This is a genomic window from Zobellia uliginosa (assembly GCF_900156625.1).
GTDB classification, from domain to species: Bacteria; Bacteroidota; Bacteroidia; order Flavobacteriales; family Flavobacteriaceae; genus Zobellia; species Zobellia uliginosa.
In genome coordinates this window covers 383,624-396,711 of sequence record NZ_FTOB01000001.1, presented here as the reverse complement: position 1 = coordinate 396,711, position 13,088 = coordinate 383,624, and the positions used below count along the sequence as shown (strand labels likewise).

General features: G+C 43.9%; 13 protein-coding genes and 1 tRNA gene. 9 read left to right on the top strand and 5 right to left on the bottom strand.

Annotated elements, in window-relative coordinates; genetic code table 11:
* The first annotated feature begins 172 nt into the window (after positions 1-172).
* From BW980_RS01635 to BW980_RS01620, 4 genes are all read left to right on the top strand, one after another.
* Positions 173-508, top strand: a complete 336-nt coding sequence (locus BW980_RS01635; RefSeq protein ID WP_076453215.1) for an ArsR/SmtB family transcription factor — start codon at positions 173-175, stop codon at positions 506-508.
* 82 nt (positions 509-590) lie between these two features.
* Positions 591-1,598, top strand: coding sequence for a permease (locus tag BW980_RS01630; protein ID WP_076453214.1), 1,008 nt, complete (start codon positions 591-593; stop codon positions 1,596-1,598).
* Positions 1,599-1,656: 58 nt separating this feature from the next.
* The gene (locus BW980_RS01625; RefSeq protein WP_139327569.1) at positions 1,657-3,318 is read left to right on the top strand and encodes an RHS repeat domain-containing protein; all 1,662 of its coding nucleotides are present in this window, start codon (positions 1,657-1,659) and stop codon (positions 3,316-3,318) included.
* A 16-nt stretch (positions 3,319-3,334) separates the two neighbouring features.
* Positions 3,335-3,871 (top strand): hypothetical protein, encoded by a 537-nt coding sequence (locus BW980_RS01620; RefSeq protein WP_076453212.1) that lies wholly within the window; start codon positions 3,335-3,337, stop codon positions 3,869-3,871.
* 32 nt (positions 3,872-3,903) lie between these two features.
* On the opposite strand, the gene BW980_RS01615 is transcribed toward BW980_RS01620, so the two are convergent.
* From BW980_RS01615 to mce, 3 genes are all read right to left on the bottom strand, one after another.
* A complete protein-coding gene (locus tag BW980_RS01615; RefSeq protein WP_076453211.1) occupies positions 3,904-4,104 on the bottom strand; it encodes a hypothetical protein in 201 nt (66 codons plus the stop codon).
* 870 nt (positions 4,105-4,974) lie between these two features.
* Positions 4,975-5,048: transfer RNA gene (locus tag BW980_RS01610), tRNA-Ile, on the bottom strand.
* 57 nt (positions 5,049-5,105) lie between these two features.
* Positions 5,106-5,510, bottom strand: a complete 405-nt coding sequence (mce, locus tag BW980_RS01605) for a methylmalonyl-CoA epimerase (protein ID WP_076453210.1) — start codon at positions 5,508-5,510, stop codon at positions 5,106-5,108.
* A 71-nt stretch (positions 5,511-5,581) separates the two neighbouring features.
* On the opposite strand from mce, the gene rbfA reads away from it, so the two are divergent.
* Positions 5,582-5,974: a 30S ribosome-binding factor RbfA gene (gene rbfA / locus BW980_RS01600; protein WP_013993025.1), complete on the top strand. Its 393-nt coding sequence runs from the start codon at positions 5,582-5,584 to the stop codon at positions 5,972-5,974.
* A gap of 2 nt (positions 5,975-5,976) precedes the next feature.
* Entirely contained in the window at positions 5,977-7,170 is a 1,194-nt protein-coding gene (locus BW980_RS01595) for an ABC transporter permease (protein ID WP_076453209.1), read from the top strand.
* A 13-nt stretch (positions 7,171-7,183) separates the two neighbouring features.
* Here BW980_RS01595 and dusB read toward each other — a convergent pair whose 3' ends face one another.
* Entirely contained in the window at positions 7,184-8,179 is a 996-nt protein-coding gene (dusB, locus tag BW980_RS01590; RefSeq protein WP_076453208.1) for a tRNA dihydrouridine synthase DusB, read from the bottom strand.
* A 67-nt stretch (positions 8,180-8,246) separates the two neighbouring features.
* Here dusB and BW980_RS01585 point away from each other — a divergent pair, with 67 nt between their 5' ends.
* Genes BW980_RS01585 through BW980_RS01575 form a run of 3 tightly spaced genes read left to right on the top strand, consistent with a single transcriptional unit; the run spans position 8,247 to position 10,562 of the window.
* Positions 8,247-9,014, top strand: a complete 768-nt coding sequence (locus BW980_RS01585; RefSeq protein ID WP_076453207.1) for a prolipoprotein diacylglyceryl transferase — start codon at positions 8,247-8,249, stop codon at positions 9,012-9,014.
* A complete protein-coding gene (locus BW980_RS01580) occupies positions 8,986-10,380 on the top strand; it encodes a radical SAM protein (protein WP_076453206.1) in 1,395 nt (464 codons plus the stop codon). Before BW980_RS01585 ends, BW980_RS01580 begins: the two co-directional genes overlap by 29 nt.
* Entirely contained in the window at positions 10,377-10,562 is a 186-nt protein-coding gene (locus BW980_RS01575) for a hypothetical protein (RefSeq protein ID WP_076453205.1), read from the top strand. Before BW980_RS01580 ends, BW980_RS01575 begins: the two co-directional genes overlap by 4 nt.
* Before the next feature lie 10 nt (positions 10,563-10,572).
* Here BW980_RS01575 and BW980_RS01570 read toward each other — a convergent pair whose 3' ends face one another.
* A complete protein-coding gene (locus BW980_RS01570; protein WP_083690319.1) occupies positions 10,573-12,975 on the bottom strand; it encodes an outer membrane beta-barrel family protein in 2,403 nt (800 codons plus the stop codon).
* Between the last annotated feature and the right edge of the window lie 113 nt (positions 12,976-13,088).

The window sequence follows — 13,088 nt, the reverse complement described above, 5'->3', positions numbered from 1 at the left end:
TCTCCTTCACCCATGAAAGCTTTGAGTTTTTTACGGTAGTAATTCAAATTATGACCTTTGAAAAGAGGGAAGGCTACATATAAAAAATTTGGAGGGCCGTTTATTTTATTTTTATATATTTGAATCCGAATTTTACATGCGCAAAAACACATATGTTAAAATTATAAGATAGATGGACGAACATATTAATATATTCAAGGCCTTGTCGGATGCAACGCGATTAAAGATTGTTTGGTTGCTGACGAACATCGATGAAAAAATCTGCGTTTCGGAAATTGTAGAGGTATTGGACGAATATCAATACAATGTATCGCGCCATCTAAAAATATTAAAAAAAGCCAATTTGGTAGAAGAGGTGAAAGAAGGAAAGTGGGTGTTTTACTATTTGACACCGATCAAGAGCGAATTCAGACAATTGATTCAAGAAGCCATAAAAACGATTCCCGAATCGCAGATGAATAACGAAATACACAAATGCAAACTATTACTGGCAGAACGCCCTAAATAAAGAGAAAACTAAAGCACCCACTTTTTTTGCCATAACATATGTGGTTTGGCGCATATATCATAAAGTTATTAAAACAAATATCATGAATGAAAAATTAAAATTGGCATTAGACGAGTTTATACATGTAGGGGTAGTATTGGTACTTATCATTGCCTTAGTATCGATAGTTACCGGTATAATCAGGGCTTTTATACCCCAGCAGAAACTTCAAAGACGCTTATCAAAAACAGGAAAGTACAGTGGATTAATGGGAGCCCTACTCGGCATCCCTACTCCTTTCTGTAGTGCGTCTATGGTTCCCGTTTCTATGGGAATGATAGAAATGGGAGCCCCTTTCGCCATGGTATTTTCCTTTTTGCTTTCTGCCCCATTGGCCAATTTTGTAGTGGTTGGCTTTATTTTTGGTGTTTTCGGATGGAAAGTGGCCTTGGTCTACTTCTTGATCGTTTTTTTAGGTTCCGTATTTTTTGGTAGCATTGCCGGAAAGACCTCTCTTAAAAAATGCGTAAAACGCATTGATCTAAATTCACAAGCCGCCACAAATTCTTGTACCGCTCAACCCGCTACGGATTGTTCCACCGTCTCAAGTAGTTCAACAGCCTCTTGCGGAAACGTTCAAAGTCCGTGTTCAGATACCCCGCCACCTTCTACCGGGGCCTGTGGAGCAAGCCCTGAATCTAATCCAAAACTTAAAGAAGCCTTTACTTTTGGCTGGGCATTGTTCAAGCGTATTTTCCCCTATGTTTTACTTGGCGCGGTAATCAGTGCGGTTTCAGCCGTATTCGTACCTGATGCATGGGTAGAAAAATATCTCGGAAACAATAGTCCACTTGCCATACCCATAGCGGCGGGCATAGGTGTTCCCCTGTATTTACGAATCGAAATGGCGATTCCCATATTAAAAGCACTTATCGTCAAGGGGATGAGCATGGGCGCGGCCATGGCCTTGATCATTGGGGGAACGGGAGCAAGCTTGCCAGAGATCGCCATTATCTCTTCCATGCTAAAGCCCAAAGCCATAATCGCATTTGTGGGTTCTGTAATGGCGATGGCCATAGTCGGTGGTTTTATCTTTTACTTTTTCTTCTAAACCCAATGGCAACAACAGCCATACCTATGATAACAAGGGCAGGATCGATGAAAATAGCATGCTTGGACAATACCAATATGCCGCGACCAATTTTCAACAAACTGGACTAGACCTGAACGCCTCCGGGCAGGGTTTTTACCAGAACGGGGCCGAGCAACAAATTAGTTACAACGCCTTTAAAAGCCCCGTCGAGATCAACGAGAGCGGAAAGGAACGGTACAGCTTTCAGTACAATGCGGGCATTGGGCGGGCCAACATGTTCTTTGGCGATACGGATGCTGACAAAGAAGAACGGCGCTACCACCGCCATTATAGCGAAGACGGCTCAATGGAAATTACTTGGGACAAGACCACAGGGAAAACCGTCTTTACTACCTATGTTGGAGGTGACGCCTATACTGCACCGGCCATCTTTCACTCCGAACAGACCTCGACCACCACCGCCCAATACCTGTACCTGCACCGAGATTACCTGGGCAGTATTTTGGCCATTACGGACAAGGATGGCAATTTGAAGGAAAAACGGCATTTCGACGCATGGGGCAATCCTGTAAAATGGACCAACGGCAGTGTTATGGCAATTACCGGTGGTATGGCTGGCGGTGCGCTTTCCGACCGGGGCTTTACCGGGCACGAGCACCTATTCGGTGCCAACCTGATCCATATGAACGGTAGGCTCTACGACCCGGGCCTGCACCGGTTTCTAATGCCCGACAACTTTGTTCAGAACCCGTATAGTACCCTGAGCTATAACAGGTACAGCTATGTTTGGAACAACCCGTTGATGTACGTGGACCCAAGTGGGGAGACAAACGAATTTACCGAGACCCCTAACCAAGGCTGGTTCAGTAAAATACTTTCCATACCTATAGTTGGTTGGGCAACGGGCGTAATTGGCCTTTATGAGAGTTTTGTGGGGCCTATCAACTGGGACAATGTAGGAGAGGCTATTGCAAGGCCTTTTAGGGAAGCGGGACGTTGGTATGAAAAGAATATTGGAAAACCGCTGAACAAATGGTTCAATAAACACATTAAGGAACCCATTTTTGGCGGTGGGGACAAATCCCCGCCGCCAAAGGTGGCCCACCCGTTGGAGGTGCCCACTCCTGCTACCAATACTCAAAGTAATTTACCTATCTTTGGGGCATCTGGAGGAGTTGGGGGGATGCCCTTGGCCCATATGTGGAAGAATGCCCCAAAACAGGATTATTCGGGATTCTTGGGCAAGGTTGATTATTACGTACTGGGAGGTGGATTCGTCGATGGTATCAGCTACGATATTGATGGAAACCCTATTGGATTGGCCCCCCTTATGGGCACGCCGGACGTCGGCAAAGGTGGCCTAAGTTTGGTGAAAGGATTTAGAAGCCTATGGAAAAGCCTTAAAGGAGTAAAGAGTGCCGCTAAGTCGAGTACGCAGGGTGGATTGAATCTTTTCAAATGGGGAGCACCTCAAACTGGTAAAAATGTTGGATGGAAGACAGGAGACTATATGCTCCACTTGCCAAATAAAGGAACTCCGAAATTAAACTGGAAAGCCAACTATGGAGCTTTAAGAAGAGAGATGGGGTTAGGTAAGCCCATTTTTGATTCGTATCGAACAACAGGCGGAAACCTGATTCCTACGAAAGGATTCTTGAATGCGGAAAGGTCAATTCTTCAAGGTAGAGGATGGATTTATAACCCAAGTAAAGGGGCATGGATGCCACCTGGATTTTAAATAAGGAGGCGGTAGCATGGAATTCAATAAACTTATATCTGAAAAACTTCACCCATTATTCATAGAGAATGGGTTTAAACTGACTGAGCAATCAAAGTATATTGTTAATTATAAATCGGGTAGTTTGGTTGTTGCAATGGTTCATAACCCACGTGAGAACTCAAATACTCTATGGATTGGTAGAGACGGTTTTCAAGAAGTTGAAATTGGCAATCAAGTAATGCAGGAGTTTTTTAACTCTGATTTGAAACTTAGTAACCTTCCTCAAGAGACTTTTGTAAACAATGTATTCTTGTTTTTTGTAGGGGACGGAGAAGGTTTAATAAAAGGAAATGAATCTGATGTAATTAGCCTTGAAAAGTTCAGCGAGAGAAGAAGTAGTGAATACACGGAAAGCCTAATAAATAAACAATCTTTGGAGGCAGCTAACAAAGCGTGGAAAGAAGGAAATTACACAGATGTTATCAGGCACTTGAAAAAGGTAGATGAAGAGAGTTTACCAACCTCTTTCAAGCAAAAATATAAAATTGCACAAAAGCGATTAAGTAATTAAATCAAAGCCATCCTTCGGGGTGGCTTTTTTCATTAAGAGAGTTGCTGTTTAAGGTTAGATTTTAGCAGGAAAGCAGACAGCAAGTCTACTACCGTTTTCTTTTGGTCATCTGGTAGTTGCTGTGTTTTATTAAAAAGACTAAGAAGCTCGTTATCCGCTAAGTGGAGACGGGCTTTTTCATTTTGTTGACCATATACCAACTCATCCAAAGACATATCCAAAACAGTAGCCATCTTCTCGGTAATCTCTAAAGAGGGAACAGATTTATTACGCTCATATTTAGACAGGTTGGTAATGTAAACACCAATTGGCAGCAGCGAAAGTTAGCGAGAGATTCGCCAGTCCGGTTTTTCGTTTCTGACCACATTGTTCTAAAGAGTACTCAAGGCCAAATTGAATCGTTAAGAAAGGCTCTTAGCGATATTGGTATCATTTCTGCTGTTATGGAACATTTAGGGATTCTATTGTGATTACAGATTGATTATACAGGATTGTCAAATATGTTTGGTTAAGATTACTATCTCCCTTCGTCTTTAATCCGGCCTGCCCGTTACAGCAGATTATAGTTGAGAATGACCGGTTGTTCGATTCGCTTTATAGCACTTTGCAATTTACAATCTCGTATAGGATTTCTGTATCATAGTGTAGCCTACCCTAAATATGGGAGGAGGTCACACCTATCATAGGTTCTAATATTGAACAGTCTAAGTTTAGACAAGCTTTAATGAAATGTGTTATGATTTTTTGCGCAGGTTAACCAGTAGTCGCGGTTTACTAAATCGACTTACTGTCAAATACGCTATTTTGAGTAGAAATAGGATTGATAAAAATTCTGTTAAATCTGTACTATGCGTGCGCTATTGTAAAAACTCAATATTTATGAAAATTGGGTATACGTCTATAAATCGTACGTCCTTACTAAAAGCCCCCCTTTTCCTTTTTAGCGAAAAGGGTGTCGCCTTTCGAATTACCTCCAAAGCTTAAGCCTTTGGATTTTTTTGATGTTGCTGCTTAGATATAGCAATTTCTTGTAAAAAGCACCCTAGCGAGCACCCTTCAAAAATAAAAACCCCTAAAAATCAATGATTTAAAGGGGTTTTCCGTGGTCCCACCTGGGCTCGAACCAGGGACCACCTGATTATGAGTCAGGTGCTCTAACCAACTGAGCTATAGGACCAAAAATTGGACTGCAATATTACTACTTATTTTTTGGTGGTGCAAGCTATTTTAACGGCTACTTTCGTATTTCTTGACATAATTCGATCAACACCCCGTTGCTGCTCTTGGGATGCAGAAAAGCAACCAGCTTATTGTCAGCCCCTTTCTTGGGTTTTTCGTTGATAAAGACAAAGCCCTCTCCCCTTAACCTTTCCATCTCTTTTTCAATATCGTCTACCGCAAAGGCTATATGGTGCACGCCCTCGCCCTTCCTGCTCAAAAACCGGGCAATCGGGCCCTCGGGGTCGGTGGCCTCCAACAGTTCTATCTTGCTGTCGCCGGTCTTAAAAAACGAGGTGCGGACGCCTTCGCCGGGCACTTCTTCGATCTTATAATGGTCTTGGCCCAAAAGCTTCCCAAAGCGTTCATTGGCCGCCTCCAAATCGTTTACGGCTATGCCGATGTGCTCAATTTTTTCCAAATGATCGATGATTTTTGTCCGTATCGGTGTTTATCCCCCTAATTTACGCTATTTCTCCGTATTTTTGCGGTATGGAAACACAACGACAGAAAAAGATTGCGGGGGTCATACAAGAAGATATCGTAGATATTCTACAACGGGCCGCCATTGAAGGAGGGTTAAAAGGTACGTTGATTTCGGTTACGAAAGTTTCGGTGACCACCGACCTCTCCATTGCAAAAGTATATATCAGTATTTTTCCGAACAAAGAGGCCAAGGCACTTATGGAGGGCATAAAATCAAATCAGCCCCTCATCAAGCACGAATTGGCACAGCGCACCAAGCACCAATTGCGCAGGGTGCCCGAGTTATTGTTCTTTTTAGACGATTCGCTCGACTATATCGAGAACATTGAAAAATCGCTTAAGGGCGAAGAGAACCCTATTGAGAACAGAGACCTTTTGGACAAGAGAAAAAAACTATAAGGTTGAATTTTCCGTTTTACATCGCCAAGCGCTATGTGCGTTCCAAAAGCAGTCAAAATGCGGTGAACGTCATAAACTTCATTACCTTTTTGGTAACGGTTATAGGCTCGGCAGCCCTATTTATCGTGCTTTCGGGATTTGCTGGACTCAAATCGTTCAGTCTTTCGTTCAGCAATACCTTTGATCCCGACCTAAAAGCCCTGCCCGCAACGGGCAAATTCTTTAGCGTTAGCCCCGAACAGGAAGCAGAACTTGCCCAGATCGAAGGCCTCGCCTTCTATTCGAAGGAGCTGGAGGAAAAGGTATACCTTAAACATCGCGAAAAGGGCCATATTGCCTTTATCAAAGGCATTGACACCAATTACACCCATGTTACGGGTATCGACAGCACGCTTTTGTACGGTACTTGGCGGATCAATAGCCAAGAAGCCGTGGCCGGTATCGGCATCACCAACATTCTCGGGCTTACCATCAACCAGTACCAAAACCCCTTGGTGGTACTTGCCCTCAAGCCCGGCAAGGGCTCCCTCACCCAAAAATCGCTAAAAACAAAGGCCTTGGTGCTAAGTGGGGTATACTCCGTTGAGGAAAACCTAGATAAAAAATACGTTTTTGCCGATCTGCCTTCGGTACAGCAACTGTTGGAAAAGAAAGCCAACCAAGTATCGGGCGTCAACTTTAAAGTGCAAAATGTAGCGCAATTGGCGGCGGTCAAAAGCAAAATTGCCGCGGTTTTCGGAAACAAAGTAATCTTAAAAGACCGACAAGAGCTCAATAGCACCTTGCACCGCATGCTCAATACCGAAAACTTGGCCACCTACCTCATCTTTACCTTGGTCTTGGGCATTGCCCTGTTCAATGTCGTCGGTGCCATTATTATGATGATCTTAGATAAGCTGCAAAACCTAAAAACCCTATACAGCCTAGGCACGACCCTCAAGGAGCTGCGTCGCATCTATTTTATGCAGGGCGTGTTGGTTACGGGCTTGGGCGGATTTATAGGTGTGGTCTTCGCTTCACTGCTCATCTGGTCACAACTGGCTTTTGGATGGCTGAAAATAACGCCTTCCCTCGCCTATCCCGTAGAGTACCAATGGATCAACGTTCTGATCGTGTTCGGTACCATATTCATTTTGGGGATCATCGCCTCTAAAATTGCGAGTAGCCGGATTACCAAAAAAATGATCGCGATTTAATCTTCCTTGGTTTTTAGGAGGTAAACTGGTAGTCCCCAAATTTCTCAAGTACCTCGTCAAAGGCCGAAAATACATCGACGGAATCGTCGCTGGTGACCATCTTCATGCGGTATTCCTTAAAGTTGGGGATGCCTTTAAAGTAATTGGTATAATGCCTTCGGGTTTCAAAGACCCCTAATTTTTCGCCCTTCCAATCAATGGCCATTTGCAAATGGCGACGGGCGGCGTTTACACGCTCTTGCATGCTGGGGGGCGCCTTGTGGCTTCCGGTTTTGAAATAGTGCTTTACCTCATCGAAAAACCAGGGGTAACCAATGCTGGCACGCCCGATCATGGCACCGTCGAGCCCATATTCGTCTCGCATTCGCATTGCGGCCTCGGGTGAATCCACATCGCCGTTTCCAAACACGGGAATATGCATGCGCTGGTTGTTCTTTACCTCGGCAATGGGCTTCCAGTCGGCCTCGCCCTTGTACATCTGCACCCGGGTCCTACCATGAATGGCTATGGCCTTGCAGCCTACGTCTTGCAAACGCTCGGCCACCTCCACTATTTTAATGGAATCATGGTCCCATCCCAAACGGGTCTTTACCGTAATGGGCAAATTGGTGCGCTCCACCATGGCCTTGGTGAGCGATACCATAAGGTCTATATCTTTTAAAATACCGGCACCGGCTCCCTTACTGACCACCTTTTTCACCGGACAGCCAAAATTGATATCGATGATATCCGGCTTCGATTGCTCTACGATATCTACCGATTGCAACATAGAGTCTAGATTGGCCCCGAAAATCTGAATGCCCACGGGCCTTTCCTTTTCGTAGATATCTAACTTCATTACACTTTTCGCGGCATCGCGAATCAATCCCTCCGAAGAAATAAACTCGGTATACACCACGTCGGCGCCCTGCTCTTTACAGAGGGCACGAAAGGGTGGGTCGCTTACATCTTCCATAGGGGCAAGAAGCAACGGAAAATCAGGCAATTGAATGTCTCCTATTTTTGGCATGGCCGCAAATTTACAACTAATCTATAAGGCATTAAAATGCAGAACATAACTATCTTTACCCCGTTCTATGGATTTAACACTACCTTTTGAACCCATACTCTTCGGTATAAAATGGAATATACACCTGATTCTCGAATATCTGGCGTTTTTCATTGCCTTTAGGTACTATGTATTTTCCCGTAAACGCAGTACCGACGCCATTTCCTCCAACAATAGGCTGACCATAATCATCGGAGCCATTTTTGGGGCCTTGCTACTTTCTAGGCTTGTTGCTTTTTTGGAAGAACCCCTCGTTCACTACCAACAGGGGTGGATGGTACTCTTGAACAACAAGACCATTATGGGCGGGCTGTTCGGAGGTCTATTGGGCGTGGAATTGGCCAAACGGATCATCGGGGAAAAGCAATCGTCGGGAGACCTCTTTACCCTGCCTATTGTCCTTGGTATTATCATCGGTAGGATAGGATGCTTTTTAGCGGGGACCAAGGAGTTTACCTATGGAAAGGAAACTTCCTTTTTTATGGGGATGGATTTGGGGGACGGGCTCAGCAGGCACCCCATCGCCCTGTATGAAGTCCTTTTTCTCATCGTGCTCTTCGTTTTTTTAAAACGGATAAAAACCAGGGCCCAAGCCTTGGAAAGCGGCATGCTCTTTAAAATTTTTATGATCCTTTACTTCTCTTTCCGCTTCTTTATCGAGTTCTTGAAACCCAATACATTTTTTGTTCTTGGGCTCAGCAGCATCCAAATATTATGCTTAATTTGTCTTTTGTACTACTACCAAACCATCCGTCAAGGAATTGCCTATGCCTACCAAAGATTACACCTACTATGATTTTACCCTAAGTCTTTGCCCCCAATGTTTACGGCGTGTAGATGCCAAGATCATTTTTGAGAACGACAAGGTCTATATGCTCAAAAGCTGCAAAGAACACGGAAGGAGCAAAGTGCTTATTGCCGATGATATCGAATACTATAAAAACATCAGAAACTATAACAAGGCTTCTGAATACCCCAAGACCTTTAATACCAAAACACATTTCGGCTGCCCTTATGACTGTGGCCTCTGCCCAGACCATGAGCAACACTCTTGCCTTACGGTAATTGAGCTTACCGATCGCTGTAACCTTACCTGCCCTACCTGTTATGCTTCGTCTTCCCCTTCCTATGGAAGGCATCGCACCTTGGCGGAAATCAAAAAAATGCTCGACGTTATCGTTAAGAACGAGGGCGAACCCGATGTGGTACAGCTTAGCGGAGGTGAACCTAGCATACATCCCCAATTTTTCGAAATTCTCGATTACGCCAAGACTTTGCCCATTAGACACTTGATGGTAAATACGAATGGGATTAAAATTGCCAAGGATTTTGCCTTTGCGGAGCGACTGGCAAGCTATGCCCCCGATTTTGAAATTTACCTACAGTTCGATTCGTTGGACAATACGGTACTACAAACGCTACGCGGCGCCGATTTGGCCGATATTCGTTTAAAGGCCCTGGAACACTTGAACCGGCTCAACTTGTCGACCACGCTCGTCGTTACCTTGCAAAAGGGATTGAACGACCATGAAATGGGCGATACCATAGATTTTGCCCTCAAACAAAAATGTGTACGGGGGGTTACTTTTCAGCCCACGCAAATTGCGGGCCGTCTAGAGAATTTTGAAGTAGACGACAACCGAATAACCCTTACCGAAGTTCGGAGAAAGATTTTGGAACAATCGCCCATTTTTGAAAGCGATGACCTGATTCCCGTACCCTGCAACCCCGATGCCCTGGTCATGGCCTACGCCTTAAAATTGGGAGATGAGGTGAGTCCGCTTACCCGCTACATCAACCCTGACGATCTATTGAACGAGGGCAAGAACACCATTATTTACGAGCAAGACGAAGCGCTTCACGGAAAAATGATAGAGCTCTTCAGTACCGGTAATTCGGTTGAAAAAGCTTCGGAGAATTTAAAGAGCATCATGTGCTGTTTACCGGAGATAGACGCTCCGGAACTTGGGTATGATAATCTCTTTAGAATTATCATCATGCAGTTTATAGACGCCCATAACTTTGATGTACGTGCCATTAAAAAATCATGCGTACACATCGTAAACAAAGACTATAAAATCATTCCTTTTGAAACAATGAACTTATTTTATAGGGATGACAAAGTAAAGTACTTAGAACAACTACAAAACGAAACGGTATGATTACGATTGTATTCCTAATGATAGGGCCTCCTATTATTTTCTTGATTCTGGCCATTGTAGGTTTGGCGAGCAAAAACAAAAAAATGGCCAAGATTTTCTTTATTCTAACCGGTGTTTACCTGCTCATAAGCTTTGGTACTTGCGGAATTATGCTCAGTAATTTTAGCTTGGATACGAAGTAAGCTAGCCGATTTAGATCCGGTTGCGCTCTTCAACCCTCTTTGACTTCTTGTTATCGCGTATTTTAGAGTTTCCGAATCGGTAGCGTAGACCGGCAACCAACAATCTATTTTCCCCTCTTTGTAATGAGGTTCCGTTTTGGTCTTGGTAATTTCGCGTATTGAACTGGTTGCCTTGGTTAAAGATATCCTCCACCCCTAGGGTTATGCTCAGCTTCTTATCGTAAAAGGTCTTACGGAACATGAGGTTCAATGCCCCAAAGGCATCGAATTTAGAGTTGCCCGAAAGCATAGGTGCCGTATAGATCAAATTAAGGTCGGCCGTAAGGGAACGGTCGCTCAAGAAGGAAAAACTATTGCTCGTTCTTACAAACCAGCTAAACTGGTCCAGTTCTACAGGCGCATTGGTGCTTAAGTTGGAAAAACGGAAGGTTTCACTGTAAAAACTGGCCAAGACATAGCAATTATAAAAATCCGTAAAATTCTTGTTGAGCGATAAATCTATCCCGTAGGCCCATTCTTGGTCTAGGTTTGAAGAAATAAAGCGCAGCAAGTTGTTGTCATTGTTCTGAAAAATCAATTGTTCGAGTCCGTTTTTCTTCCTTTTATAAAACAGTTCTACTGTATAAGACTTATCATAAGTATATCCAGCGGCTATATAATATCTGGTGGAAGGCAATAGTTCTGGATCGCCCTCAATGGTCGAAAAGGTGCTTTGAAAGGTTTGAAAGGGATTGATGCTATTGTACCTGGGCCTAGAAATCTTTCTAAAATAATACAGGTTGAGGTCGTGTTTCTCACTGGGACTAAATTGGATCGATCCGGAAGGAAACAACTGAAAATTTTTGCGTTCGTTAAATTGACGCTCCATATCCCATTCCCCTTCCGTCTGGGCGTATTCGGCACGTAGGCCCGTCTTTAGCTTCCAACGGTCCCATTTGCCCGAATAGGAAACATAGGCCGCATAAATAGACTCGTCATAGTCGAAATTACTAGAGGCCGAAGGGTCTATACCCGGTTGGTCACGATCAAAGCCTTCTTGCAGAATACTACTGTTAGAGGCTATTCCCGCATAGCGAAGTCCCGTTTCTATTTTTCCGTTATCCCCTAAAGGAGCCTCATAGTCTCCTTGAAAACTGTACAGGTTGATTTTTTGTAAGGCGTCGGTAGTAAAATCGTTTTCCCCGGCCAATCCACCTGCCGTATTGTAAAATGCCGTATTGAGTAACTGTGCGTCGGACTCGTCATAAAAGGTATAATGGGCGTTGAAGGATAATTGTTCGCCATTGTTGCCCAAATCTTGAATATAGTCGACGTAATACGAGGTATTCAGTTTTTCCTTTTCCGCATGGTTCAACGTCTCGAAACTAGACCAACGGCTATCGCCGGTCAATTCGGTATCGGTATCGTATACTCGTGCGATTTCGGGTTCCCACAGGGTAATGGTCGTAAAACTCAACCGGCTATTTTCGCTAATATCGTAGTCAAAAAAAAGGGAGAAATTGTGTGCTTTGCTTCGATTCAAATGTTCTTGCTCTGCCGTCCAGGTCGATAGGGAACCATCACTTTGGGGAAAATTGGTGATATCGGTATAGTAGACCACCTTCCTATCATGTCCAAAATTGTAATTGAAAGATAATTGGGTTTTCTTCCCCTTAAAAAAATGGTCGGTGCCTATGGTATGCTTCGGCAGCACCCCTTGTACATATTTATTATAAACCGCACCGTTATAGCCCGCAATTATGTTCTTTTTCATCACAATATTGATGAGTACACTTTCTTCCGCACTGTATTTGGCCGGTGGGTTGGTTATGACTTCAATATTTTCGACATTGGAAGCGGAGGTACCCGACAACAGGTTGACGATATCGTCATGGGGAATGTTTATTTTTCGCCCATTGATCAAAAGTCCTACCGAGTTACTGCCCTTAACGCTCAACTTGTCGTTTACGATCATCACGCTAGGGGTTATTTTGAGTACGTCCCAGACATCTCCATCCGCGTAGGCCGTATTTTCCACATTAAAGACCAATCGGTCTATTTTTCTTTCCAACCTAGGTTTTTGTGAAGTGACCACCACCTCGTCCAATTTTTGATCGGTATCTTCCAAAACCAATGGGCCCAACTCCTTATCCGTTTCGAGTTCAAATGCCATTACATTGCTTTCGTTACCGATATAACTGGCCTTGATCAGGTAACGGCCAGCCGAAATATTTTGTATTGCATAGGCGCCCGCCTCATCGGTAGAGGTTCCTGTTACCAAGGTAGAATCGCTAGCGCTCAACAAAAGTACGTTGGCAAAAGCAACCGCCTGATCTTCCCGATCGTTTACAAAACCTGTTACGCTCAGTTCTTGGGAATAAAGCACACCATTAAAAAAGAACATTAAAAATAAGGGACATAAAAAACGATTCATAAAACTGTAGGATTCTTGCCCAAATCTAACAATTTTCGGTAAAATCCTACAATAAATGTAGCCTTAAAAAGCACGGCGCCCTACATAGCCTACACAAAATGTCAGCGTCAGTT